Annotated in this window: 22 protein-coding genes; 1 reads left to right on the forward strand and 21 read right to left on the reverse strand. The window is 55.5% G+C overall.

Annotated features, from left to right (window positions below):
• Positions 1 to 19: 19 nt before the first annotated feature.
• Both ACKGJP_RS22645 and ACKGJP_RS22650 read right to left on the reverse strand, forming a co-directional pair.
• Entirely contained in the window at positions 20 to 1,798 is a 1,779-nt protein-coding gene (locus ACKGJP_RS22645; RefSeq protein ID WP_409341063.1) for a DAK2 domain-containing protein, read from the reverse strand.
• A 59-nt stretch (positions 1,799 to 1,857) separates the two neighbouring features.
• Complete coding sequence (locus tag ACKGJP_RS22650; RefSeq protein WP_409341064.1) at positions 1,858 to 2,217, reverse strand: Asp23/Gls24 family envelope stress response protein; 360 nt, start codon at positions 2,215 to 2,217, stop codon at positions 1,858 to 1,860.
• Positions 2,218 to 2,499: 282 nt separating this feature from the next.
• Between ACKGJP_RS22650 and rpmB the strand changes: the two genes are divergently transcribed.
• Entirely contained in the window at positions 2,500 to 2,688 is a 189-nt protein-coding gene (rpmB, locus tag ACKGJP_RS22655) for a 50S ribosomal protein L28 (protein ID WP_409341065.1), read from the forward strand.
• A gap of 513 nt (positions 2,689 to 3,201) precedes the next feature.
• On the opposite strand, the gene spoVM is transcribed toward rpmB, so the two are convergent.
• From spoVM to ACKGJP_RS22750, 19 genes are all read right to left on the reverse strand, one after another.
• Positions 3,202 to 3,282: a stage V sporulation protein SpoVM gene (gene spoVM, locus ACKGJP_RS22660; RefSeq protein WP_036658759.1), complete on the reverse strand. Its 81-nt coding sequence runs from the start codon at positions 3,280 to 3,282 to the stop codon at positions 3,202 to 3,204.
• Positions 3,283 to 3,676: 394 nt separating this feature from the next.
• Positions 3,677 to 3,967: a hypothetical protein gene (locus ACKGJP_RS22665; RefSeq protein ID WP_409341066.1), complete on the reverse strand. Its 291-nt coding sequence runs from the start codon at positions 3,965 to 3,967 to the stop codon at positions 3,677 to 3,679.
• A 42-nt stretch (positions 3,968 to 4,009) separates the two neighbouring features.
• Positions 4,010 to 4,666, reverse strand: a complete 657-nt coding sequence (rpe, locus tag ACKGJP_RS22670; protein ID WP_409341067.1) for a ribulose-phosphate 3-epimerase — start codon at positions 4,664 to 4,666, stop codon at positions 4,010 to 4,012.
• A gap of 2 nt (positions 4,667 to 4,668) precedes the next feature.
• The gene (gene rsgA / locus ACKGJP_RS22675; protein WP_409341068.1) at positions 4,669 to 5,580 is read right to left on the reverse strand and encodes a ribosome small subunit-dependent GTPase A; all 912 of its coding nucleotides are present in this window, start codon (positions 5,578 to 5,580) and stop codon (positions 4,669 to 4,671) included.
• 3 nt (positions 5,581 to 5,583) lie between these two features.
• Positions 5,584 to 7,644, reverse strand: coding sequence for a Stk1 family PASTA domain-containing Ser/Thr kinase (pknB, locus tag ACKGJP_RS22680; protein WP_409341069.1), 2,061 nt, complete (start codon positions 7,642 to 7,644; stop codon positions 5,584 to 5,586).
• Positions 7,641 to 8,408, reverse strand: coding sequence for a Stp1/IreP family PP2C-type Ser/Thr phosphatase (locus ACKGJP_RS22685; protein WP_409341070.1), 768 nt, complete (start codon positions 8,406 to 8,408; stop codon positions 7,641 to 7,643). Before ACKGJP_RS22685 ends, pknB begins: the two co-directional genes overlap by 4 nt.
• A 6-nt stretch (positions 8,409 to 8,414) precedes the next feature.
• Positions 8,415 to 9,464 carry a 23S rRNA (adenine(2503)-C(2))-methyltransferase RlmN gene (gene rlmN / locus ACKGJP_RS22690; protein ID WP_409341071.1) on the reverse strand — a complete coding sequence of 350 codons (1,050 nt, stop codon included), beginning with the start codon at positions 9,462 to 9,464 and terminating at the stop codon, positions 8,415 to 8,417.
• 142 nt (positions 9,465 to 9,606) lie between these two features.
• A complete protein-coding gene (gene rsmB / locus ACKGJP_RS22695; RefSeq protein ID WP_409341072.1) occupies positions 9,607 to 10,986 on the reverse strand; it encodes a 16S rRNA (cytosine(967)-C(5))-methyltransferase RsmB in 1,380 nt (459 codons plus the stop codon).
• 83 nt (positions 10,987 to 11,069) lie between these two features.
• A complete protein-coding gene (gene fmt / locus ACKGJP_RS22700; RefSeq protein ID WP_409341073.1) occupies positions 11,070 to 12,020 on the reverse strand; it encodes a methionyl-tRNA formyltransferase in 951 nt (316 codons plus the stop codon).
• A 5-nt stretch (positions 12,021 to 12,025) separates the two neighbouring features.
• Positions 12,026 to 12,508: a peptide deformylase gene (gene def / locus ACKGJP_RS22705; RefSeq protein ID WP_409341074.1), complete on the reverse strand. Its 483-nt coding sequence runs from the start codon at positions 12,506 to 12,508 to the stop codon at positions 12,026 to 12,028.
• A 58-nt stretch (positions 12,509 to 12,566) separates the two neighbouring features.
• A complete protein-coding gene (gene priA, locus ACKGJP_RS22710) occupies positions 12,567 to 15,107 on the reverse strand; it encodes a primosomal protein N' (protein WP_409341075.1) in 2,541 nt (846 codons plus the stop codon).
• On the reverse strand, positions 15,107 to 16,318 hold the full coding sequence (gene coaBC, locus ACKGJP_RS22715) for a bifunctional phosphopantothenoylcysteine decarboxylase/phosphopantothenate--cysteine ligase CoaBC (protein ID WP_409341076.1): 1,212 nt from the start codon (positions 16,316 to 16,318) through the stop codon (positions 15,107 to 15,109). The genes priA and coaBC overlap by 1 nt, the downstream gene beginning before the upstream one ends.
• Before the next feature lie 212 nt (positions 16,319 to 16,530).
• Positions 16,531 to 16,743: a DNA-directed RNA polymerase subunit omega gene (gene rpoZ, locus ACKGJP_RS22720; protein ID WP_409341077.1), complete on the reverse strand. Its 213-nt coding sequence runs from the start codon at positions 16,741 to 16,743 to the stop codon at positions 16,531 to 16,533.
• Positions 16,721 to 17,386 carry a guanylate kinase gene (gmk, locus tag ACKGJP_RS22725; RefSeq protein ID WP_409341078.1) on the reverse strand — a complete coding sequence of 222 codons (666 nt, stop codon included), beginning with the start codon at positions 17,384 to 17,386 and terminating at the stop codon, positions 16,721 to 16,723. Before gmk ends, rpoZ begins: the two co-directional genes overlap by 23 nt.
• Positions 17,376 to 17,636: an extracellular matrix/biofilm regulator RemA gene (gene remA / locus ACKGJP_RS22730; protein ID WP_009672664.1), complete on the reverse strand. Its 261-nt coding sequence runs from the start codon at positions 17,634 to 17,636 to the stop codon at positions 17,376 to 17,378. Before remA ends, gmk begins: the two co-directional genes overlap by 11 nt.
• Before the next feature lie 270 nt (positions 17,637 to 17,906).
• On the reverse strand, positions 17,907 to 18,788 hold the full coding sequence (locus ACKGJP_RS22735; protein ID WP_409341079.1) for a YicC/YloC family endoribonuclease: 882 nt from the start codon (positions 18,786 to 18,788) through the stop codon (positions 17,907 to 17,909).
• Positions 18,789 to 18,825: 37 nt separating this feature from the next.
• Positions 18,826 to 20,745, reverse strand: a complete 1,920-nt coding sequence (locus tag ACKGJP_RS22740) for a bifunctional homocysteine S-methyltransferase/methylenetetrahydrofolate reductase (RefSeq protein ID WP_409341080.1) — start codon at positions 20,743 to 20,745, stop codon at positions 18,826 to 18,828.
• A gap of 1 nt (position 20,746) precedes the next feature.
• On the reverse strand, positions 20,747 to 21,583 hold the full coding sequence (gene dapF, locus ACKGJP_RS22745; protein ID WP_409341081.1) for a diaminopimelate epimerase: 837 nt from the start codon (positions 21,581 to 21,583) through the stop codon (positions 20,747 to 20,749).
• 790 nt (positions 21,584 to 22,373) lie between these two features.
• Complete coding sequence (locus ACKGJP_RS22750; protein ID WP_409341082.1) at positions 22,374 to 25,157, reverse strand: calcium-translocating P-type ATPase, SERCA-type; 2,784 nt, start codon at positions 25,155 to 25,157, stop codon at positions 22,374 to 22,376.
• Positions 25,158 to 25,186 lie beyond the last annotated feature (29 nt).

The following is a 25,186-nucleotide window of genomic DNA, read 5'->3' on the forward strand; positions in this document are numbered from 1 at the left end:
ACATGTTGCGAAAAAGCCGCTATTCGACGCCGAACAAGTAAGCGTAAACCGGCTGCCCGCCTTGGTGAACCTCGACTTCCGTGTCGGGATAAGCGCCTGTCAAGTACGCTTCAAGCGCATCCGTCTCTTCCTCCGCCGCATCCGAGCCCGAGAGGACGGTTACGAGATCTCCGCCTTCCGCCAGCATACAATCGAGCAGTTTGCGGCACGTTTCGCCGATTTCCGGACAGGAAGCGACGATTTTGCCGTCCATGATGCCGAGAAAATCGCCTTCTTTAATGTCTACACCGTCGATCGACGTATCGCGGACGGCGTTCGTCACTTGCCCCGATTTCACCTGCCGGACCACCCGGTTCATCGCTTCCGTGTTGACGGCTTCCTCCTCCGCAGCGGCCTGGAACGAGAGAGCTGCCGCAATGCCTTGGGGAATCGTTTTGGAGGGGATGACGATAAGCTCCTTATCGTCGACAAGCTCTTTGGCCTGCTCGGCGGCGAGGACGATATTGGAGTTGTTCGGAAGTACGTATACCCGTTTGGCCCCAACGTTTCGAACCGCTTTGACGATATCTTCCGTGCTCGGATTCATCGTCTGCCCGCCCGAAATGATCTCATCGACACCCAAGCTGGAAAAAATCTTCGAGATGCCTTCTCCGATCGCCACAGCAACCATACCGTTCGGCTTCAAGGCGTCTTTAACAGGCGTTGCCGCACTAGCTCCGGTCATTCCTTGGATTTGAGACGATTGCTCGAGTCCGCCGTTCCACGCGTGGGCGTAGGCCTCGTCATCATGCGTGACGATATGGGAATGCTGCTCGCGCATATTTTCGATTTTGATTTTGGTCAAATCTCCGTATTGCATGGCATAGTTCATCACTTCGCCCGGATATTCCGCGTGAATATGGATTTTAACGAGTTCGTCATCCGCTACGACCAGCAGAGAATCGCCGAATTTGGACAGGGCGGTGCGGAACGCCGTTTCTTCGAATGCGGCTCCTTTATGTTTACCTGGGACGAGCTTCACCATAAATTCGGTGCAATAGCCGAACTCAATGTCTTCCGCCGACATTTGAGCTTGAGCGCTTCGGCCGGATGATGCGTGAGGAACCGCAGCCTCTCCATGAGCCGCGGCGCTGCCTGTGAAAGCATGAGACGAAGCCGCCTCGACCGCTTTCCCCGACAACGCGGCAAGAAACCCCTCATAGATGAACATGAGCCCTTGTCCGCCCGCATCGACAACGCCCACCTGCTTCAAGACCGGGAGCAAGTCCGGCGTACGCGCTAGCGACTGATTGCCTGCCGCAAACGTTTCCTCCATTAGCTCCGTGACGTCCGAGGTTCTGCGTGCTTGTTGAATGGCGTGCTTGGCCGCCTCTTTGGCAACGGTCAGGATTGTACCTTCAACCGGCTTGACGACCGCTTTGTAAGCTGTATCGACGCCCTGCTGCAGGGCAGCGGCGAATTGCTGCGCGTTGATTTCCTCGCAAGACTGGACGGATTTCGCGAACCCGCGAAACAGCTGCGACAAAATAACCCCGGAATTACCGCGAGCCCCCATCAACAAACCTTTGGACAGCGTTTCCGCTGCGTGCCCGATATGGTCTGTTTGCTTTTTGCGAAGCTCCTCGACACCCGAAGTCATCGTTAAGTTCATATTCGTGCCCGTGTCTCCGTCCGGAACGGGGAACACGTTCAACGCGTTCACGCGGTTTACATTATCATGCAAATATCGAGCTGCCGTAAAAACCATTCGGATAAAATCCGCACCGGTCAAACGACTAAAGCGCTTACCCAAATCCATTCTCCTTCCTATTGCTGCTGATCGTTGTTTGCTTACCGGATGGATGGCTGAGCTGATGATTACTTCGCGACACGGACTCCCTGGACATAAATATTGACGGAATCCACATCAAGGCCGACTACCTGGCTAAGCACGTACTTTACTCGGTTTTGGACATTATGCGCGACTTCCGAAATTTTTGTGCCGTAACTGACAATAATATAAAGATCTATATGAAGCAAGTCCTGCTCTCTGCGCACGACGACGCCGCGGCTGAGGTTCTCCCGGCCGAGGATCTCAGCAAAGCCGTCCTTCAGTTGGTTCCGGGAAGCCATGCCGACAAGTCCGTAGCATTCTACGGCAGCCGATCCGGTAAGCGTAGATATGACTTGGTCGGATACGTGCACGGACCCGAGTTCGTTCTTCACTTGTATGGGCACCTGAGTTCATTCCCTTCATGTTGATCGCCTATATCGCTGTCGGATGTAATACGTGTTTGTCCCGGTTTACATGTTCAATGGAATAGTTCGTCCCTAAATTGTCACTTGACTTCCGGGATTACCTTACATTGTACTATAAATTCTTATAAAAACCTAGACGGACGCCGGAAAAATTGAACGGGTTCATTGACTTGCCTCTTTTTACTATGCTATTATATTGAAGTATGTTTAACGACTGCTTATGGCATTAAGCTCCGAACGCTTACAGAGGAGGTGTAATTCATGTCTCGCAAATGCTTTATTACAGGGAAGTCCCCTAAACAAGGTAACAACGTTTCCCACGCGAACAATAAAACCAAGCGCACATGGGGTGTCAACGTACAGAAAGTACGCATTCTCGTCGACGGCAAACCAAAGCGCGTTTATGTGAGCACCCGTGCATTGAAATCCGGCAAGGTTACACGCGTGTAGTCGAACGGATACAAGCGGGAGCGACTTTCGTCCTTCGAGACAAGCCGTTCCGCTTTGAAAGATAAGCATCTCTTATCTTTTAAAAAAAGCACCTGGGAACCAGGTGCTTTTTTGTCGTTGCATAAACGGTTTTGCGCCTCATGTTCCGCAAGGTCCCTTCCTCATCTCTTCAAGCGATCGACCGATCCACAACATCACGCAAGGCCTTTTCAGCCGAGCAGCAACATGCAATCCAGGCATGCGCCAGACGCACTAGGAACCGGAAATGTTGACATAGGAAAAAGGCGGATGAACGATGGCTCCCGCCAAAACGGAATATACGGGGACTGCTTTTCAACTTAGAGGGAAGCGGCTGTCCGGCATCATAAACCGTTATGGACGGCTCCGGGCTAAAAGCGCCGGATCGTATGGGGCAGCCCTATGTCCGGATGAAAGATCGACAAGAGCGGCACCGCTTAAACGAAGCGTTGCCGTGCTGTCTTCCCGGTAAGTACAATGATGCCGCCCCGTCAATCAGTTTTTGCTGAACGTATTCAAGATGGCCTTAACGAATCCACCCAAAAATTTTGGCAGCTTTACCGTATAAAATTTCATTAGTACCCCTCCCGAGAGTTTGCGTTACTGTCAGTATATTCCCCGTTCGCCGGAAAAGTGCCTACCGTTTCGGAAAAAAAACGGTTCGCCGCAAACAAGAACCCTCCGTCAATGGGCTTGACGATTTTGCCCTTACAAGGATCGAAGACAGCAGTGCTGCTCTACGCACGTTGATTCCCGCCCGCCGGGATTGCTTCCCGGCATTTCGGGAACACAAGGATAAACGTCTAACGGCGTCTTTTGATGCCGTGCGTTTGCCGAGATGATGAACAATCAGCGGAGATATACTTTCTGAATCATAAAAATAAGGCTACAAAAGCTCGCGCTCTTGTAACCTATAGTATGATAGCGATTTTTCTTTTATGCGGCTCGCCCCGATTTTCTGCGCGTCGCTTTACTTCTGCTGAACGCCCTCCAGATAAGCCGGATTGATCGGCCAATCGTACGCATAGGCAAGCGTCACATAAACCGCGGGCAGTATCAACGCGAAGACGACGACCAGCGCTACAAAGCCGATTCTAGCTCCTATTGAGGCATACATCCGAAAAAATTTGATTCCGATTACGATTGCGCCAAGCGAAAACGCATACCGGAACACGCCTTCCACTAAAATAAAAGCGGACATCAGCACGCCGCACAGCAAGCTAAAAGCTATAAATATAAGAACGTTGCGCAAACCCGCCACTGTATATCCCCCTTTAGAGCCCCGGAGCCCTGCAATCTATAATCACGATCCCCGAATGAGCCGGATCGCCTTCGCCCGGTCGGGATTCTTGAATATCGCGTTGCCGGCAACCAAAACATTCGCCCCGGCTGCTTCAACGAGCCTTGCCGTCTCTTCATTCACGCCGCCGTCCACTTCAACATGTACGCGTTCCAGCCCGCGTTCGGTCAGCATACGCTTCAGCCCCTTGATCTTATCCACCATCGGCGCAATGAACGACTGTCCGCCAAACCCCGGATTGACCGTCATTAGCAGCACGAGATCGACATCGCCGAGCACGTGCTCAAGTGCGGTCAAAGGCGTTGCCGGATTGAGTACAACACCCGCCTTTACGCCTAGCTCGCGGATCAAGTGTATCGAACGGTGCAAATGCGGGCAAGCCTCCGCATGGACGGAAATATAGTCCGCCCCTGCCTTGGCGAATGCCGGTATGTAAAGATCCGGATTTTCAATCATCAAATGTACGTCGAGCGGGAGCTCCGTATGGGGACGTATCGCTTCCACGATTAACGGACCGAGCGTGATGTTCGGGACAAAGTGCCCGTCCATCACGTCTACATGTATCCAATCCGCGCCCGCACGCTCCACATCGCCGATCTCCTCGGCAAGCTTGGCAAAATCAGCCGATAAAATAGACGGCGCCACCAGCAGGTTACCCATCGTCAATACCTCCGTTTTCTGTCTCGCATCTCGGTTAAGAACGCCATATAGGACGAGTATCTGGAGGCCGCAATTGCACCCGACTCCAAGGCTCCCCTAACCAAGCAGCCGGGCTCCTGGTCATGCAGGCAGCCGCGGAACTTGCATCCGGCCGCATAGCCCTTGAACTCGCGGAAGCAGGAGCCCAGCTCCTCCGGCTCCAGCTGAACGAAATCCAGCTGGCTGAAGCCCGGCGTATCGGCTATCCAGCCTCCGCCTTCAAGCGGCACCAATTCGACGTGGCGCGTCGTATGCTTTCCCCTGCCGAGCTTGTTGCTGATTTCATTCGTCGCCAGGTTCAAGCCGGGTATCAGAGCATTGAGCAGCGTAGACTTGCCGACGCCGGACTGACCGGATACGACGCTTATCGTGCCTTCCAGCAGTCCTAGAAGCGGCTTGACGCCTTCTCCTTGCAGCGCGCTTGTCACGAATACGGAATAGCCGATCGATTCGTACAGGCGCGCGGCCTGCTCGGTTTCGATTCGCTCTTCCTCGTCCAGCAGATCGTGCTTCGTTAAGCACAATACCGCATCCAGTCCCGCATGCTCGACGAATACGAGGAATTTATCAAGCAGAGGCAAGTTCAGATCCGGCTCCGCGAGCGAAAAGACTAGAACGGCCTGCTTCACATTGGCAACCGGAGGGCGGATGAGCTCGGTCGTACGCGGCAGCAGCTCGTCGACCATACCTTCGCCGTTCTCGGTCAACTCGAACTTGACGCGGTCGCCGACGAGCGGCGACACTTTATTTTTCTTGAAAATGCCGCGCGCCCGGCACTGGACAAGCTGCTCCTCGACGCCTCCATCTCTGGTGTCGTCGTCAGACAGGACGTAGTAATAGCCGCTTAACGCTTTTACGATTAAACCTTCAGGCATTCGTTACCTTCCTCCAGCCGAAGGGCTTGTGCTAGCCTTCGGGCTCTGCGTAGGGCCGTCTACCGGCTTGGCCGAAGGTGAAGCGGTCGGCGAAGGACTCGGGGACGGCGAATTTTTTTTCAAATAATCTTGATAGGTGATCGTTTGCGTATCGTAGAGCGTATTGTCGCGGGTCACTTGAACGACGGCATTCTTATCCGGCGTAATCGTAACTTGAACCGACACGACTTCACTTTTGTTTACCGACAGCGTCTTGTACTCGAAGTTTTCTTTTGTTGCGTCGCTAATGACGATAAGGAAGTTAGACGCTTTGCCTGCTACAGCGGGCTCGAACGGCTTGTTCAGCGTAAAGGTTTCCGTTACGGCATTTGCAGGTCGGCCGCTGCTGACGAACAGCACGATATTCCCCGCTCCGTCATCGACATCTTCTCCGGGTTTATACGGATGCTGGCCGATAACCCGGCCCTTCGGCTGATCGAAGCTCGGTTGTTCGACCACCCCTTCCGCCCCCGGCGTGAGGCTCAAGTTCATGCTGGTCAGTAGGAACTTCGCTTCATTCAGTGTCTTTCCTCTCAAATCGGGCATTTTTTTCTTCTCCAGGCCCTTGCTGATCGTAAATTTAAACTGCGCCTTCGTCGGATCGAATTCCTCGTTCACGTTAGGTGTCTGGGCGACGATCGTATCCTTCTCATCCTTATGGAATTCCTCTTTGGTTTGAAGCTGGGATTCCTGAAAGCCGGCAGAAATCAACTCCTGCTTGACGGCTGTCCACTTTTTGCCGACGTAGCTTTGCATGATCTGCTTCTCGATCCCTTTGCTGACCGTAAGGGTAATCGCCGAGCCTTCTTTAATTTTCATCCCGATCGGGCTTTGTCTGATGACCGTGTCCTTAGCGATGTCTTTATTGAATTCGCCATTAATCTTATAGATCAATCCCGCATCCGTCAGCTCCGCTTGCGCTTGTTCCAGCGGCTTACCTTCGACATTCGGGATTTGCACGTCCTTCGGCATCGAATCCTTCACGTACTTGACCCCGAACCACATGCCGACGATCGTCGCGAGCAAAACGACGGTCCATACGACCGGGGCAATCCATGATTTGCGCTTTTTGCCGCGGGCTGGCGCGTTCTCCTCTTCGTCTTCATCCTCGCCGAACGATTCGGAGCGGATTGCCGGTATGACGCGCGTCCGTTCCTCGTCCCACTCGTCGGCGTCGGTAAACGCCAGCTTCGGCTCGTTGCGCCGTTCAGGCTGCATGCACGTTTCCAGATCGCTCATCATTTCTTTGGCCGATTGGTAACGTTCGTCCGGATTTTTGCGCATCGCTTTAAGAATAATATTCTCGACGCTTTGCGGAATGAGCGGATTTACTTTGCGCGGCTCCTCGACATTCTCCTGAAGATGCTTGAGCGCTACGCTGATCGGGCTCTCTCCGAGAAACGGAAGCTTGCCGGTCAGCATCTGGTACAGGACGATGCCAAGCGAATACAGGTCGCTTTTGGCTCCTGCGGCGATTCCCTTGGCATGCTCCGGCGAAAAGTAATGGACGGAACCGATCACAGAACCGGTCTGCGTAATGGTAGAGGAGGTCGCCGCACGCGCGATCCCGAAATCGGTTACCTTCACACGTCCGTTTTTGCCGATCAAAATATTGTGCGGTTTAATGTCGCGGTGGATGATCTGGTTCGTGTGGGCATGATCGAGCGCATCGCTGATTTGAGTGGCGATATGAATCGCTTCCTCTACCTGCAGCGGCGCTTTTTCTTTGATCAGATCGTTCAGCGTCATGCCTTCGATATATTCCATTACGATGTAGTGGATGTCTTCTTCCTGGCCCACATCGTAAATGCTGACAACGTTCGGATGGGATAACGATGCTGCCGATTGGGCTTCCCGGCGAAAGCGGCGAATGAACTCCTCGTCGTGCACGTATTGCTGACGAAGAATCTTGACGGCCACATTCCGGTTCAGAAGCAGGTCGTGCCCTTTATAGACGATGGCCATTCCGCCTCCGCCAACTCGGTCGAGCAGCTCATATCTTCCTCCGAGTTCTTGTCCGATCACACGGCATCACCTCCCTGATCGTCAGACTGCTCCTGTACGTTCGCCATAAGGACGACCGTGATGTTATCGTCGCCGCCCGCTTCGAGAGCTTTCTCGACAAGCTCGTTCACTTTCATATCCAGTTCGCCGTCCGCCCGCAAAATCGAAATCAGCGTTTCCTCGTCCACAAGTCCGCTTAAGCCGTCGCTGCACATCAGGACGATATCCCCTTCCGTCCAGTCGAAATGATGAACATCCACAACGACGTTCGGCTCGGTCCCGAGCGCCCGCGTCAGCACGTTGCGGCGGGGATGATGCTCGGCCTCTTCCTTCGTAATCTGCCCGTTTCTCACAAGCTCGTAAACAAGCGAGTGATCCTCCGTCAGCTGTTCCAGCTTCTCGCCGTGAAGCTTGTAGGCGCGGCTGTCCCCGATATGCCCGATGACGAGCGCTTTCTCGGTTGCAGCCGTCACGACGACCGTCGTTCCCATTCCGTGATACTGCTCTTTAGCGGAAGCCACGTCAAAGATTCGTTCGTTAGCTTGCTCGATTGCAGCGCGAACAGACGTCTCCAATTGCACGACGTCCATTTCGCGGGAAAGCTGCTTCAATTGTTCGGCGATCGTTTCAATGGCCATTTGGCTGGCAATATCGCCTGCTTGATGGCCGCCCATACCGTCAGCGACGATCGAAACGGTAATGCCGTCATGCTCAGGAAGCACGACAGCGCGGTCTTCATTAATGTGCCGGATACGTCCGACATCGGTACGGCCTGCTGTTTTCATTTCCCATCACCTCGCACTTGACTCCAAATGCTTCGCACGAAGCTGTCCGCAAGCCGCTGCTATATCACTACCGTGCTCTCTTCGAATCGTTGCATTCACTTTGCTTTTCTCCAAAATACGCTGGAACCGGAAAATATGCTCGCGCGGCGTCCGCACGTAATTGCGTTCCTGCACGTAATTGACCGGAATGAGATTGACGTGGGCTAGAGGCATTTCCTTCAGCACCTGCGCCAGCTCTTCCGCATGCTCCGGCTGGTCGTTGACGCCGCCCATCAAAGCGTATTCGAACGTAATGCGCCGGCCGGTCTTCTCCGTATAATACTTGCACGCCTGAATCAAATCCGCGAACGGAAAGCGGCGGTTGACCGGCATCAGCTTGGAGCGCAGAGCATCGTTAGGCGCGTGAATCGAGATCGCCAGATTGATCTGCGTATCTTCGTCCGCAAACCGGTAAATGTTCGGCACGATGCCGCTCGTCGACACGGTAATGTGGCGCTGGCCGATGTTCAGCCCTTTTTCGTGAATCATCACTTTCAGGAACGTCATCATCGCATCGTAGTTTTCGAACGGCTCGCCGATCCCCATGATGACGATGCTGCTGACGCGTTCGTTCACAGCATCGAGCAGCTGCTGGGCTTTGACGACTTGGGCGATGATTTCGCCGGGAGCCAAGTCCCGCTTCAGTCCGCCAAGCGTGGACGCGCAGAATGTGCAGCCGATCCGGCAGCCGACCTGTGTCGTGACGCAAACGCTGTTTCCATAGTTATGCTTCATGATGACGGTTTCGATCGCGTTCTTGTCTTGAAGCTCGAACAAAAACTTGACCGTGCCGTCTTTCGATTCGTAGCGTGTGATTTCATCCAGCGTGACGAACTGGAACTGCGATTCTAGCAGCTCTCTCAGCGATTTCGGCAAATTCGTCATCTGCTCGAACGTCGTCACTCTTTTTACATAGAGCCAGTCGAAAATTTGACCTGCGCGGAAAGCCGGCAGTCCGTTCGATTTGGCCCAGTCGTGCCATTGATCGAACGAATAATCGTAAATAAACGGTTTCATTTCCATCACAACCTGTACTTAGACTCTTATATCCTGTAAAACGTTTCGATTAAAGCTTATTTTAACATAAAGCGGATGAGATCGGAAAGCAAGCCGTCTGCAGCGGCCAAATGCAGCCTGACGGCGTTGCCTGAACGATCTTCTACGCTTTGCGCAGCCGTGCGATGAAGAAACCGTCGGAGTGATAGTGATGCGGCAAAAGCTGTACCATGCCGGTACGCCCTGTCTCCGCCAGCCCTACCGGCAAGGCGCCGCTCGGAAAAGCTTCAAGACTGAACTCCGGATGCGAGGCGAGAAAGCGTTCGACCATTTCCTCGTTCTCGCTGCGTTCGATCGTACAGGTACTGTAAACGAGCAAACCGCCCGGTTTCAACAGATTATGCACAGACTCGAGGATGGCGTGCTGGATGCCGCAGATGTCCGCGATGTCCGTCTCTGCCTTCGCCCACTTCAGATCCGGCTTTCGGCGAATGACGCCGAGCCCGGAGCAAGGGGCATCGAGCAGAATGCAGTCGAACGAACCGGCGGCAAACGTCCCGTCCAGCTTCTCTGCATCGCCGACGATCGTTTGAATGGCCGAAAGCCCCAAGCGATCGGCTTGCTCGCGAATCAGCTGCTCCTTGTGCGGATGCAGATCGCAAGCGACGATCGTCCCGCTATCGCCCATCTTTTCGGCCAAATGCGTCGTCTTTCCGCCAGGTGCCGCGCAGCAGTCCAGTACCCGCATTCCCGGCAGCGGGGCAACAGCCTCGCCGACGAGCATCGAGCTTTCGTCTTGTATCGTAATCTCGCCGCCGGCATACCAAGAAGTAAAAGCGAGATTCCCGCCTCCGCTCGCAATAATGCCTCTAGGAGCGAGCGGGGACGGAACGGCCTCGATTCCCGCTGCGGCAAATGCTTCGAGCATCTCCTCGCGCGTCCGTTTCAGCCGATTGACCCGTACGCTTGCATGCGGGGCTTCATTGTTAGCCGCGCACATTTGCGCGGTCGCCGCCTCGCCGAATTGGCGAATCCAGCGGGCTACCATCCATTCGGGATGCGAATGGAGAAGTGAAATACGGCGAACCGGCTCCATGTCTTCGGCGATCGTCAGCGTCGATTTTTGCCGCAGCACGTTGCGCAGTACGCCGTTTACCATTCCGGAAATGCCCTGATGCCCTTTCCGTTTCGCTATGTTTACCGCTTCGTTGACCGCGGCGTGAGCGGGTATGCGCTGCAAATAATAAATTTGATAAAAGCTCAAACGCAGCAAGCTGCGCACCCAGGGCTCCAGTTTATGGATCCCCTTCGCCACAAAGCCTGCAAGAAAATGATCGATCGTATTGAGCCGTTGAATCGTACCGTACACCAGTTCGGTCGCAAGGCCTGCATCATGCCGCTCCAGCTTGTGCTTCTGCAACAGCTGATTCAGCAGCAGGTTGCTGTAAGCCTTGTCTTTCTCTACGCGAGTCAAAACGTCCATCGCCAGCTCGCGCGCCGACTTGCTTGCGGATCCGCCCGATTTGCTCGAACGTTCGTTCAAATCGAACTCCTCCTTTATGTTTCCGCGAACCGGCTATCGTAAGCCATGCTTCTTCCATCCGTCCAGCCGGTCCGCCGTTAAAACTACTTGCCTAGCACGGCGCCGCTAGTCAGCGTCGTTCCGCGTCTAAACTGGGATACGTCCATCGCTTTTTTGCCTGCCGGCTGTACGACGGTCAGCCAAAGCGTACCGCCGCCGGTCTGTACCTCGATACCGTCGTCGGTCAGCTGAAGCACCGTTCCGGGCTCCGCCTTCCGGTCGTCGCCGCGCCTTTCCGTTTCGGATGGCTTTTGGCTGGCCCATACTTTGAACACTTCGCCGTTAAGCGTCGTGAAAGCGACCGGCCAAGGATTCAGCCCGCGAATCTGATTGAATAGCTCGATCGCCGGACGCTCCCAGCGAAGCAGCTCATCCTCGCGTTTAATGTTCGGCGCGATCGTCGCCTCCGCATGATTTTGCGGCATGGCCGTAAGTTTGCCGTCCAGAAGCTCTGGCAGTATGCGCTTCAGCAAATCCGCACCGGCTGCGCTCAGTTTCTCGAACATCGAGCCGCCGGTATCTTCATCCGTAATCGGGACTTCAACGGCCGCAAGCATATCGCCCGTATCCAGTCCTTCGGCCATATACATGATCGTAACGCCGGTCACGGCCTCGCCCTTCAGGATCGAATGCTGGATCGGCGCCCCACCGCGGTATTTCGGCAGGAGCGACGCATGCACATTAATACAGCCGTGCTTCGGCAGCTCCAACACGGCCTTGGGCAATATTTGCCCGTAAGCGGCCGTAACGATTAAATCAGGCTGGTAAGCCGCAAGAGCGGCGACCGATTCCGGACTGCGCATTTTTTCGGGTTGGAGCACGGGGATGCCATGCTTCTCCGCCTCGACTTTAACGGGAGGCGGGGTCAGCACCCGTTTCCGGCCCTTCGGGCGATCCGGCTGCGAGACGACGGCGACAACATCGTAGCCTTCATCCAGAAGCGTGTTCAGCGACGCCACGGCAAAATCCGGCGTGCCCATAAAGACGATCTTCATGCCGATCACTCCTCGTCTTCTTGCTCTTCGCTGCGGTACACCTTCTCTGCGAGGTCCGTAAACAGGACGCCGTTCAAATGGTCCACCTCATGCAAAATGCAGCGCGCGAGCAGCTCCGTTCCTTCGATTGTAATCGTCTCGCCATTTCGGTTCAGTCCCTTGACTACGACCTTCTCTGCCCGGCGAACGTCACCCTGCAGGCCGGGAATGCTCAAGCAGCCTTCCGGTCCGAATTGCTCGCCCTCGGTCGACACGATCTCCGGATTGACCAGCTCGATCAATCCGCCGTGCTCCTCCCCGCAATCCATGACGATGACTCTCTTGGAAATCCCGATTTGCGGAGCGGCCAAGCCGACGCCTTGGGCGTCGTACATCGTATCCGCCATATCTCTCAGCAGCTTTTGGATGTTGGGGGTGACGCTCGACACCGGCTTTGCCTTCTCGCGCAGCACAGGATCGGGGTCTTTTACTATCAAACGTATCGCCATATCGTTAACCACCTTTTTTGTCTCGTAACTAATCTGCCGGATGCGGAACGGTATTCCGTCACATCAGCAATTGGGGATCGACGTCGATGCCGATCTGAACGTTGTGCTGTCTGCACACGTCGTCGAACGCTTCTACGGCCTTCGCGACAAGCGAAGGAAGCTGCGAATCCCCCCGATATTTTATCATGCATTGGAAACGATATCTATCTTTGATTCTCGGAATCGGCGACGCTACCGGCCCGAGTACGTTCGAATCGTCGTGGATGCCGTATTCTTGCGCCAGCAATTCTTTGATCCGCCCGACAAGCGATTCGGCTGTTCTGACTAGCATGGGAATCTGCTCGTGCGAAATCGTAATCAAGATTAGCCGGTAATAAGGCGGGTACCCTCCCGCTTCGCGCATACGAAGCTCTTCTTGCAAAAACGCCTCATAGTCGTGTCCGCTCGCGGTGACGATGCTGTAATGCTCGGGCGTATACGTTTGGACGAACACCTCGCCCGGCAACTGATGCCGGCCTGCTCTTCCCGCTACTTGCGTCAATAACTGGAACGTACGTTCCCCAGCGCGGAAATCCGGCAAATTCAGCACCGTATCCGCCGCAATGACTCCGACTAGCGTGACGTCAGGAAAATCGAGTCCTTTGGCGACCATCTGCGTCCCAAGCAAAATATCGGCCTCGCGATTGCGGAACATCGTCAGCAGCTTCTCGTGAGAGCCCTTCTCCGTAGTCGTATCGACGTCCATCCGAATGACGCGGATACCCGGAAACAGCTTGCCGAGCTCTTCCTCGACCTTTTGCGTTCCCGTTCCAAAAAAACGGATATGCTCGCTGGCGCAGCTCGGGCAAGTTTTCGCTTGGGGCTCCGCGTAGCCGCAGTAATGGCACCTGACCGTATGCGAGCTTTGATGGTACGTAAGCGAAATATCGCAGTGCGGGCAGCCCAGCGTATGGCCGCACTCCCGGCACATGACGAATGTCGAATAACCGCGCCGGTTCAGGAATAAAACGGCCTGTTGTTTCTTTTCTAACCGTTCTTCGATCGCTTTATACAAGGCTCTGCTGAACATGGACCGGTTTCCCTGCTTCAGCTCTTCCCGCATGTCCACCACATGCACGGGCGGAAGCGGCCTCCCCTGCACGCGCTCTTCCATCGTGAGAAGCCGGTAAGAGGAACCAAAAACGCTTTTCGTTCCTTGCGCCAGACCGGCCCGAACGACCGCGCCGCTCCGAGCAGGAGACTCGGACGCCCGGTAGTAGCTTTCCAGCGAAGGGGTCGCCGAACCGAGCACCACGGCGGCATTATGGCGGATCGCTCTTTCGATGGCAACTTCCCTGGCATGATATTTCGGACTGTCCTCTTGTTTATAGGACGTTTCATGTTCTTCATCGATAATGACAAGTCCAAGCTTCGTAAAAGGCGCAAATATCGCCGAACGGGCGCCGATAACGACTCGCACCTGCTTGAGGGCGATTTTACGCCATTCGTCGTAGCGTTCGCCGTTCGACAACCGGCTGTGCAGAACGGCGACTTCGCTGCCGAAACGGCCTTTAAACCGTTCCACCATCTGCGGAGTCAAAGAAATTTCCGGGACGAGCACGATCGCTTCGCGATCTTGATCCAGGCATTGTCGGATAGCCTGCAAATAGACTTCGGTCTTCCCGCTGCCGGTTACGCCATGCAGCAAAAACACCTCGTGCCGGACTGCCGCGAGCGCATCCTGAATGGGTTCGAACACGTTTGCCTGCTCTTCCGTGAACGGGAGCGGCTGCGTCCGTTTAAACTCGCGTCCCGCGTAAGGGTCGCGGAACACTTCCGTCTCGCGGAGCTCGATCCACCCTTTGTCGGCAAGACCTTTGATCGTGCCGGCTCCGACGTTCAGCTCCAGCGCCAGCTCGGTCAACCGAACCGGCACCGGATGGCCGATCAAATATTCGAGCACTTCCTTTTGCCGCTTTGCGCCGGCGGGAAGCATGCCCACGCATGGCTCAAGCACGGCCGGATCCTCGGGCGGAAAGACGACAAGCACTTTTTTGGCCGAAAGCCGGTCTTTGATCGTCTGTACTTCCCGCAGCTCGCCTCCCTTGATCATCTGCTGTATTAGCGCTCCGTCTTCCGCGAATCGCTCAAGCAGCTGTTCAAGCGGCACATGTCCCTTCGACCGGACAAAACCCGCGATCTCCGCCCGGTTGTCAAACGACAGCTGGCCGAACGACATAACCGCATCGTCTTCTCCTGCCGAATCGCCCGCCGTCACATACCGCTCATATTTCGCTTTAAGCGCCCCCGGTATCATGGCTTGGAGAGCCGTAATCTCGTGACACAAGTACGTCCGGCTGATCCATCGAGCCAGTTCGACCAGCTCCGGCGTAAGGGGCGGTACCAAATCCATCACTTGGGCGATCGGCTTAAGCTTGGACGCGGCAACGTCCGCCGTTTCCGACAAACCTACGACGAATCCCTGTACGACGCGCGGCCCGAACGGCACGCCTACGCGGCTGCCGATCCCCACCCAGCCTCGCATCGAATCCGGAATCTTGTAATCGAACGTCCGATTCGTCTGCTTGGCCGGCACATCGACAATCACATTAGCGAACATCAGGCCTCGCTCCCGGCGCCCGAGAGACGATTCGCGACAAGCCGAAGCAGACGTTCCGCCACCTCGGATTTCGATAAGATCGGCATCGCTTCCAGCAAACCGTTCTTGTCGTATACGTTTACGATATTCGTATCGCTCCCGAAGCCTGCTCCCTCCTGGGAGACGTCGTTCACGACTAGCAAGTCGCAATTTTTCCGCTGCAGCTTATCCATGACGACCTGTTCGGTTGGCGCCGTTTCGGCGGCAAAGCCGACGACGAATTGATGGGTCCGGTTCGCGCCGACCGTCTGCAAAATGTCTTCATTCTTAACAAGCGTGAGCGTCATCGTTTCTTCGTTCTTCTTGATCTTTTGCTGCGCCTGAACGGCAGGACGGTAGTCCGCTACGGCAGCCGATTTGATAATGATGTCCGTCTCGTCGAGCCGCGAAATCACCGCCTTTAGCATGTCTTGAGCGGAGACGACCGGCACGGCTTTTACCCTGTCCGGAACCGCAAGCGCCGTTTTGGCGGAAACAAGCGTGACGTCCGCTCCCATGCGTTTGGCCGCTTCCGCGATGGCGTAGCCCATTTTGCCTGAGGAATCGTTAGTCAAATAACGCACCGGATCGATTCGCTCGATCGTGCCTCCTGCGGTGACAAGCACCCGTTTGCCTGCCAGCAGCTGGCGTTCGGCAAACATCCGTTCGATATAGGCGACGATCTCTTCAGGTTCCGCAAGCCGTCCTTTGCCGACATAACCGCATGCAAGCTGGCCCTCGCCGGGCTCGACAAAACGAACCCCGCGCTCCTGCAGCAGCTTCATATTGTGCTGAACGGCAGGATGCGCATACATATGTACGTTCATGGCAGGCGCTGCGACAATCGGCGCCATCGTCGCCAGCAGCGTTGTGCTCAACATGTCGTCGGCTAATCCGTACGCCATTTTGGCCAGCATATTTGCCGTCGCCGGCGCGATTACGACTAGATCGGCATGATCCGCCAGATTGATATGGGAAACGACGGAAGCATCCTTCTCGTCGAAGGTGTCCGTGAACACGTCGTGGCGCGAAAGCGTTTGGAACGTTAACGGCGCGACGAATTGCGACGCCGATTCCGTCATGATGACGCGAACTTCGGCGCCGGCCTGGGTCAGCTTGCTGCATAAAGCCGCCGCCTTATAAGCGGCGATTCCGCCGCATACCCCGAGCAGAATCGATTTGCCTTTCAGCATTTTCCGGCCTCCTTCTATAGCCTTGCAACGCAAAATATCCCGCAGCAGCGGTTGCCGCCCGATTCGAACGGCTGATGCAGCGTATCTGCACCTGCCGAATGTTCGGTCAATTTCTTCAACAGCTGCAATCGAGAATGAACTAAGGCGTTGCAAGGCGCCCCAAAATGATTGATTTCTAAAAAAATAACAACCTCGCGGGTTGTTATTGTTCGTTACTTGGTTGCTTCCTTGTGAAGCTTCTCGTAATGGATATAATCCTGGTACAGCTCTTCAAGCGCTACGCCTACTTGCTTATGGGACTTCGGATTGCGGAGTTCGGATTTCGTTCCCTCGCGGAGTTTGCGCGCCCGTTTGGACACCGCGACGACGAGCGAATATTTACTGTCGACCTTGTCGAGAAGCTTATCGATCGAAGGATACAACATTTTCTGCCACCTCTTCCAGCCATTTTTGAATTTTTGGCGATACGCGTTCTCTCTTGCAATGCTCAGCTGTAATAATAGCCTGAATGCGGTCGCAAGCTTTCTGCACCTCGTCGTTGACGATCGCATAGTCGTAATGCTCAAGCAGAGCCAGCTCTTCAACGGCAACGTTCATCCGGCTGCGAATGGTTTCCTCGCTCTCGGTTCCGCGCGTTTGGATCCGGTTCTGAAGCTCGTCAAGCGAAGGCGGGAGCAGAAATATGAAAATGCCCTCGGGGAACTTTTGTTTGACTTTAAGCGCCCCCTGGACTTCTATCTCCAAAATGATGTCTTTCCCCGACGCCAGCGTCTTCTCTACGAAATCGCGGGGCGTCCCGTAGAAGTTGTCGACGTATTCCGCCCATTCGAGCAGCTCGTCGCCGGCGATCATGTTCTGAAACTGTTCTTTCGTCTTAAAAAAATAGTTGACGCCGTCGACTTCCCCTTGTCTCGGAGATCGAGTCGTTGCGGATACCGAATAGACGAGGTCTTTGGCGCATTGCCTAAGCTGTGCGCATACCGTGCCTTTGCCTACGCCCGAAGGGCCGGAAAGCACGATCAGAATGCCTCTTCCCTCGTTATTCAGCTGGCCATAATTATTCGTCATGATCATCGTCCTTGTTGGAAAGTCGATGAGCCACCGTTTCCGGCTGCACCGCGGAGAGGATGACATGATCGCTGTCCGTAATGATGACGGCGCGAGTACGGCGTCCATAAGTCGCGTCGATCAGCATATGGCGGTCGCGCGCCTCCTGAATGATCCTCTTGATCGGCGCGGATTCCGGACTGACGATCGAAATGATCCGGTTTGCGGAAACGATGTTTCCAAAGCCGATGTTAATAAGTTTGATGGCCATTGTTTTCCTCCTAAAAGTTTTCCGTTAGGAAAGTCGACGTCTTGGCATGAGCTAGGTTTTTCTTATTGCCAGAAAAACGGCGTCGTCAGCGTCAACTCGAACCTTTCCGAAAGGAAAGTTGGCGTCGTTTGCGTCGAATTTGAATGAAATGAAGACAATGATTCAGTGTTGCCGTTCGCTGTTTGGCCTATACACGGTTGAAACGAACGATTTTGCGAACGTACAAGTATATACGCTGAAATCGGAAAAACGTTCCATGTTTCCGATCGTTTATTCGACATTTTGCACTTGCTCGCGCATTTTCTCAAGCTCCGCTTTCATGGCGACGACATATCCGGCAATGAGAGCGTCGTTCGCCTTCGAACCGATCGTATTCACTTCGCGGTTCATTTCCTGCAGCAAGAAATCAAGCCTTCTGCCCGGCGGTTCTCCCCCGTCGATCAATTGCGCAAACTGAATGAAATGGCTCGCAAGCCTTGTCAGTTCCTCGTCAATATTGGATCTGTCCGCAAATACGGCCGCTTCGGCGATAACCCTGCCTTCGTCCAGCGGAATGCCCTCTAGCAATTCCGCCAACCTGCCGCGCAGCCTGCTCCTGTACTCGTCAGCCACCTGCTGAGCTCTCCCCCGCACCGAACGGCATAGTTTCTCCATTTCGGCAAGCCGGCTCCTCAGATCCGTTCGCAAGTGGAGGCCTTCCGCTTCGCGCATGCTCATCAGTTGGCCGAGCGCTTCTTGCAAGCAAGCCTGCAGCTCAGATTCGAGAACGTCTGCGTCCGAGGTTTCCGCTTCACCCAGTCGAAGGAGCTGCGGAATTTGCAGCAAATCGGCAATGCGAATCGTTTCCGAAAGTCCGAACCTTTCCTTTAACCGTTCGGCCGCTTGAACGTATGCATCGGCAAGCGACCAGTCGATGTCGACCTTCTGACCGGCAGAAGCTTCCCGCTCCACCGTCACGTAAACGTCGACGCGCCCGCGCTTGATCGACTGCTGAACGGTCTTCTTCAAAGCATCCTCGAAGGGCTGCGCCTCACGGGGCAGCCTGATGACAATTTCGGCGTACCGGTGGTTGACCGAACGCGCGTCGATATGCAGCCGATAACCGCCGGCATTGCGCGTCGCTTGGCCGAACCCGGTCATACTGACGATCACCCGCATCACATCCCAACCATTTTAATTCATTTTACCTCTAGGGACAAGAGGAAATCCGTTTTGCGCCCGTCTTCTCCCAAATGTACTGCGTCAGCTCCGCCGTCATCTCGTAGAACATCATCGGAGTCATTAAATAAATGCCTTTGAAGTAAGGGATAATTTCATCGATCAGTTCCTTGGCGATTTCCACCCCGGCGCGCCGGCCTTCCTCACCCTCAAGACCGGCCATCCGTTTGCGCGTCGCTTCCGCGATGCGGATACCGGGCACTTCGTTATGCAAATATTCGGCGTTGCGCCCGCTGATGAGCGGCATGATGCCGATATAGATCGGCGCCGAAATATGTTTGGTCATATTGTACAGTTTTTCCACGATTGCGAGGTCGTAGACCGGCTGCGTCATAAAATAGTCGGCGCCGGCTTCGATTTTTTTCTCCATCCGCTGGACCGCTTTCTCCAAATATTTCACATTCGGATCGAAGGCCGAGCCGACGACGAATTTCGCTTTCTCTTTTAGCTGCTTGCCGGAGAAGGCCAGGCCGTCGTTCAACTGCTTCGTCATGCGGATCAAGTCGAAGGAGGTCATGTCGTAAACCGAGCTGGCGCCCGGTAAATCGCCGACACGTGCCGGATCTCCGGTTATAGCCAGCACGTGATCAATGTCGAGCGCATGCAGCCCCATAAGATGCGACTGCGTCCCGATCGAATTGCGGTCGCGGCACGCGATGTGCAGAAGCGGACGTACGCCCAGCTTCTCCTTGACCAAGTACCCGGTCGACACATTGCTCATGCGCGTTTGCGCAAGCGAGTTGTCGGCCATCGAAATGGCGTCCACGCCGGCGTCGCGAAGCGCAGCCGCGCCCTTCATGAATTTCTCGACCGACAAACCGCGCGGTGAGTCGAATTCGACGATGACGGTATGCCGTGTTTTCGCAAGCTCCACCAGCGACAGCTCGTCGTCATGCTCGTCTCCGCAAACGCAAGGCTGCGGCGCAGCTTCTGCATTCGGCTCTGCCGAGACTTCGGCCGGCACGGCGGGTTCCGCCTGCGGCGAGGCCGTCTCGGCAGCCGATTCCTGCACGGGTGCAGCCGGGACGCCCGCAGCCAGCGCCTGCGCAATCGCCGCGACATGATCGGGCGTCGTTCCGCAGCAGCCGCCGATAATGCGCGCGCCCAGCGCTGCAAAACGGCCTGCCATCGAGCCGAAATACTCCGGCGGCGCCGAATACGTATAACGGCCGTCCACCAGTTTCGGCAGTCCCGCGTTCGGATAAACCGAAAACGGAACGCCCGGAATCGGGGTCAGCTTCTCCAGCGCCCGGAGAATGCCGTTCGGTCCGCTGTGGCAGTTGAAGCCGACAACGTCCGCCCCCTCGCCGGCAAGCTGCGCGAAAGCCGTATCCAGCTGAACGCCGTCGCGCGTCACACCGCTGTCTTCCGTCACGAACTGGCAAATGACCGGCAGCTGCGTCAAACTTCTGGCGATCCGCAGCGCAGCCAGCATTTCGTCGTGATCGTAAAACGTCTCGAGCAGCAGACCGTCGGCCCCGGCATCGAGCAATGCGGTCATCTGCTCGCGAAAGTCGTTCTCGAGCTGCTCGTTCACGATGGAGCGGCGTCTGCCCGAACGAATCGAGCCGATGGCGCCGACCACATAAGCATCGCTCCCTACAGCTTTACGTGCCAGTTCAACGCCTGCGCGGTTAATTGCGGCAACGTCTTGCTCGAGTCCGAACTTGGACAGCTTCTCCCGATTGGCGGTGTAAGTGTTCGTTTCAATCAGCCTCGCGCCCGCTTCATAGTACCTGCGGTGAACATCGGCTATAACTTCAGGCTGGGTAATGTTCAATTCCTCATACGAAATGCCTACCGGCAAACCCAATTGGTACAAATACGTACCCATCGCTCCGTCTCCGGTCAATGTGCGCTCCTTGAGCGCTTGGCGCAAGTCCTGCTTCATCTTACGATCCTACCGTTCCGCGGAACACTTCTTGAGCGGGTCCGGTCATATAGACGTGGTTGTCTTCCTCGTTCCATTCGATGAACAAGTCGCCGCCTTTCAATGAAACGGTCGCCTTGCGGTCCGTCAAACCGTTCAGAACCGAGGAAACGAGCGTTGCGCACGCCCCGGTTCCGCATGCTAGCGTCGGCCCCGCACCGCGCTCCCAGACGCGCATATCGGCATAATCGCGCGATTTGACCGTAACGAATTCAACGTTGATTTTACGCGGGAACAGCGGGTGGGTTTCCAGCTTCGGTCCCCAAGCGTTCAAATCGAAATGGACGGCATCGTCGACATAAATGACACAGTGCGGATTCCCCATGGATACTGCGGTAAACGTGAATTCGCGTCCGTCCACTTCGATCGGATGGCCGAGCACGACGTCTTGATCGATCGTCGTCGGCACCTGGGTTCCTTTCAGGATCGGTTGCCCCATATCGACGCGTACCGTCGCCACTTTGCCGTTCTGCACGCTAAGCTGCACCCTTTGCACGCCGGCGCCGATCGTTTCGATCGTAATTTCGTCTTTGGCGATCATCCCGTGATCGTAAACGTATTTGGAAACGCAGCGGATCGCATTGCCGCATTGCTCCGCTTCCGAACCGTCGGAATTCATAATGCGCATCATAAAATCGGCCTTCTCCGAAGGCAAAATATAGACCAGTCCATCCGCCCCGATTCCGAAAAACCGGTTGCAGAGCTCGACGGCGAGCGCGGACGCGTTATCCGGAAGCTTCGGTTCCCCTGCCACTACGATAAAATCATTGCCCAATCCATGCATTTTCGTAAATTCCATCGTTCCCCACTCCCATGTGCGTTCTTCTTACAAGTATGCTTCAGCCGTTGCCGGCGATGGCGTTAAGCAGTCATTCAACCTAATCGTAACGCAGTTGATTTAGCCATAATCATACCGCAAATCCTACTGCTAGAGTAGCCTTTCGCCCGTATATTTTCAATAGTTTTTCATAAATGCGCTTGGCCGCAGGGGCGGTTAAGCTTCAGCAAGCGGACATACGGCGGGACGAGACTCGTAAGTTTCCTGCAATTATAGCACAAAAGAGCGACCGCAATACTCGGAAAAAGGCTATGCCGCCCTTGACATGCATCGTAACGGATGACGAGATAGACAAGGCTGCTGCGAAATCCGGCAGTCCCAATGATTAGAATCACTAGAAGGATTGCGCTTGTTAAGAGAGGAGGAAAGGATCCCGAGCCGCGCTTGTCATTACGGATTTTAAAGGCGCTATTTACGGCCAGTTGGGTAAATCGGACGGGATAGCGGAGTTTCGCGGCCTTATTCAGCCTCTTGGAGCAGATTCCTGCCGGAAGTGGCGAAATAACGCCTCCAAAATCCGCTATATCCCAGACGAGGTAAGTTGAAGGGAAATAAGCGCCCGAAAGTCCGTTATCCTATCGTCTCACACCGAAAGCTCCATTGGCATGTAATATCACCATGGGAATGGTATGTCAACGCTTATATTTCTGTAAATGGGATATTTTCATTTCACCAATAAAGCCGCCGCCGCAGCAACACTGCGAACGACGGCTATCCTTATCCGGGCATCCGTCAAAGACGGCGCCCCCCATTATTTGACCAGCGTGCGCGTGCCTCCGTAGGTAATGCGCTTCTTTTGCGAAGGCTTCTGAAGCACGCTGCCGATACCCATGAGGAACGTCGGTATGCCGCCGGCTATAAGCACAAGCACCCAATCCTTCCAGTGCAGGTCGACCGTTTTGAAAATAGGCTGAAGCTGATCGATGTAGAGTACGGCTAGCAGCAGAAGAACCGACGAAATGACCGCAAGCACCAAATATTTGTTTTGCAGCGGGTTCCGGTGGAAAATCGAACGCGAGCTGCGGCAATCGAAAACATGAATGAGCTGCGCCATGACGAGCGTCGCGAACGCTACCGTCTGCGCCTTGGCCAAGGCGTCTCCGCCGGTGCCCGGATTTTGCTGCAAGGTCAGCCAAAAAGCGCCGAGCGTGCATAAGCCGATCAGAATGCCGCGGCTGACGATTTTCCAGCCGAGCCTCCGGGCAAATATATTTTCTTTCGCGGGACGCGGCTTATGCTGCATCAAATCCTTCTCCGCCTGGTCCACGCCGAGCGCCATTGCCGGCAAACCGTCCGTCACCAGATTGACCCACAAGATCTGTATCGGGAGGAGCGGAAGCGGAAGCCCCGCCATCATGGCGAAGAACATCGTCAAAATCTCGCCGACATTGGATGCCAGCAGGTATCGGATAAATTTCCGAATGTTTTCGTAAATGCCGCGGCCTTCCTCGATGGCGGCAACGATCGTCGCAAAGTTGTCGTCGCTCAAAATAAGCGCGGACGCTTCCTTCGAGACGTCGGTGCCGGTGATCCCCATCGATATCCCGATATCGGCGGCCTTAATCGCAGGGGCGTCGTTCACGCCGTCTCCCGTCATCGCGACGACGTGTCCTTTGCGCTGCAGCGACTTGACGATGCGAAGCTTATGCTCCGGTGCGACGCGGGCGTACACGCTGATTTCTTCGATCCGCGAGTCGAGCTGGTCGTCGCTCATCTCCGCAAGCTGCTGACCGTTCAGCACGAGTCCGTTAGCCGGGAGCATGCCGAGCTGCCTTGCGATCGCTTCTGCCGTCGCTTGATGATCGCCGGTAATCATGACCGTGCGGATACCGGCTTTCTTACATCTGACGATGGCGTCGCGAACTTCCTGACGCGGCGGATCGATCATTCCCGTCAGCCCGACGAATACGAGATTGGATTCAAGCGCCTCCCCGTCCTCGGAAGCGCGCTCAGCCGGCTTCAGCTCGCGGTACGCGAGGGCCAGCACGCGAAGCGCGGATCTCGCCATGCCATCGTTGGCCGCCAGCACCTTTTGCCTCAGCGTGTTGGTGAACGGGATGACTTTATCGTCCCATAGAATGTAGTTGCACCTGTCCAGCAGCATGTCGGGCGCCCCCTTCGTGCACAGAAGCGCTCCGCCTTGGTGCTCGACGACGACGGACATCCGTTTCCGTTCCGAATCAAAAGGAAGCTCGCTGACGCGGCGGTAAAGGCCTGACAACGTCTGAGGGGTGATGCCCGCCTTCGCTCCCAGCACGACCAGCGCTCCTTCCGTCGGATCGCCCTTGATCGTCCAGAACGGCCTGGATTCCTCTTTCCCCTTCTTCCGCTTGACATCCGGCTGCTCCTGACCGAGAACCGCATTGTTGCAGAGCACGGAAACCTGAAGCAGCCTGCGGAGCATCTGATCCCTCCGCATATCGACGGGCTTGCCCTGACACATGATTTCGCCCTGCGGCTCGTAGCCGTCGCCCGTAACCTCCAAGGCGTTGCCGCCCAGCCACAAATGCGTAATCGTCATCTTATTTTGCGTCAGCGTCCCGGTTTTGTCCGAGCATATGACCGAAGCGCAGCCCAGCGTTTCCACGGAAGGCAGCTTTCTCACGATCGCCTTCCGTTTGATCATCCGCTGCACGCCGAGCGAAAGCGCGATCGTGACGATGGCGGGCAGCCCCTCCGGAATGGCGGCGACCGCCAAGCTGACCCCAGCGAGAAACATGCCGTACATCGGCTGTCCGTGCATGATCCCGGCGACGACGACCATAACCGTAAGACCGATCGCGACCATGATCAAAATTTTGCCGAGCTGCTCGAGTCTGTGCTGCAGAGGCGTCTCCATTTCTTCCGTACCCTGGATCAGATCGGCGATTTTACCCATTTCGGTCGCCATGCCTGTCCGAACGACGATCCCTCTCCCCGTGCCGCGCGTGATCATCGTCCCCATAAAGCCGAGATTGCGCTGGTCGCCGACCGGCACGTCTTCGGCAGCCAAAGGAAGCGTATGCTTGCTAACGGGCAGCGATTCTCCGGTTAACGCGGACTCCTCGGCATAGAGACCGTTCGTTTCGAGCCAGCGAATATCGGCAGGAACGCGATCGCCGCTCTCCAGCAGTACGATATCGCCCGGGACCAGATCGCGAGCCGCTACTTGCGCAAGCACGCCTTCGCGGATGATTTTCGCCGTAGGGGCCGAGAGCTCCTTGAGCGCGCGCAGCGACCGTTCGGCGCGGAATTCCTGGAAGAAACCGAGTACGCCGTTCATTACGATGATCGCCACGATCGTAATCGCGTCCAAATATTCGCCGAGCAAGCCGGAAATGAGCGTCGCGCCCATCAGCACGAGCACCATGAAATCTTTGAATTGATTCAAAAATAACGTTATGGGGGAAATCACCTTTCCCTCCGACAGCTCGTTGCCGCCATGCTCCATTTTGCGGCTGCCCGCCTCATCCCAAGACAAGCCTTCCGCAAGGTCGGTCTGCGTCGCCTGCAGCGCCTCCTCGCCGGTCATCTGATGCCACTTCTTCTGACTCATCCCCGTTTTCCCTCCTCCATGTTTGCCCC

It is taken from the genome of Paenibacillus litoralis (genome assembly GCF_046244365.1).
GTDB lineage: Bacteria > Bacillota > Bacilli > Paenibacillales > NBRC-103111 > Paenibacillus_V.

What these genes read in the sequence shown, in the direction of transcription:
- coaBC (WP_409341076.1), bottom strand. Translation starts at nt 16,318, where the DNA reads ATGCTGAAAGGCAAATCGATTCTGCTCGGGGTATGCGGCGGAATCGCC.
- rlmN (WP_409341071.1), bottom strand. Translation starts at nt 9,464, where the DNA reads ATGAAACCGTTTATTTACGATTATTCGTTCGATCAATGGCACGACTGG.
- rpe (WP_409341067.1), bottom strand. Translation starts at nt 4,666, where the DNA reads ATGGGTAACCTGCTGGTGGCGCCGTCTATTTTATCGGCTGATTTTGCC.
- priA (WP_409341075.1), bottom strand. Translation starts at nt 15,107, where the DNA reads ATGTTCGCTAATGTGATTGTCGATGTGCCGGCCAAGCAGACGAATCGG.
- dapF (WP_409341081.1), bottom strand. Translation starts at nt 21,583, where the DNA reads ATGGAATTTACGAAAATGCATGGATTGGGCAATGATTTTATCGTAGTG.
- def (WP_409341074.1), bottom strand. Translation starts at nt 12,508, where the DNA reads ATGGCGATACGTTTGATAGTAAAAGACCCCGATCCTGTGCTGCGCGAG.
- ACKGJP_RS22685 (WP_409341070.1), bottom strand. Translation starts at nt 8,408, where the DNA reads ATGAAAACAGCAGGCCGTACCGATGTCGGACGTATCCGGCACATTAAT.
- ACKGJP_RS22740 (WP_409341080.1), bottom strand. Translation starts at nt 20,745, where the DNA reads ATGAAGCAGGACTTGCGCCAAGCGCTCAAGGAGCGCACATTGACCGGA.
- spoVM (WP_036658759.1), bottom strand. Translation starts at nt 3,282, where the DNA reads ATGAAATTTTATACGGTAAAGCTGCCAAAATTTTTGGGTGGATTCGTT.
- rpoZ (WP_409341077.1), bottom strand. Translation starts at nt 16,743, where the DNA reads ATGTTGTATCCTTCGATCGATAAGCTTCTCGACAAGGTCGACAGTAAA.
- rpmB (WP_409341065.1), top strand. Translation starts at nt 2,500, where the DNA reads ATGTCTCGCAAATGCTTTATTACAGGGAAGTCCCCTAAACAAGGTAAC.
- remA (WP_009672664.1), bottom strand. Translation starts at nt 17,636, where the DNA reads ATGGCCATCAAACTTATTAACATCGGCTTTGGAAACATCGTTTCCGCA.
- gmk (WP_409341078.1), bottom strand. Translation starts at nt 17,386, where the DNA reads ATGACGAATAATTATGGCCAGCTGAATAACGAGGGAAGAGGCATTCTG.
- ACKGJP_RS22750 (WP_409341082.1), bottom strand. Translation starts at nt 25,157, where the DNA reads ATGAGTCAGAAGAAGTGGCATCAGATGACCGGCGAGGAGGCGCTGCAG.
- ACKGJP_RS22645 (WP_409341063.1), bottom strand. Translation starts at nt 1,798, where the DNA reads ATGGATTTGGGTAAGCGCTTTAGTCGTTTGACCGGTGCGGATTTTATC.
- rsgA (WP_409341068.1), bottom strand. Translation starts at nt 5,580, where the DNA reads ATGCCTGAAGGTTTAATCGTAAAAGCGTTAAGCGGCTATTACTACGTC.
- fmt (WP_409341073.1), bottom strand. Translation starts at nt 12,020, where the DNA reads ATGAAGATCGTCTTTATGGGCACGCCGGATTTTGCCGTGGCGTCGCTG.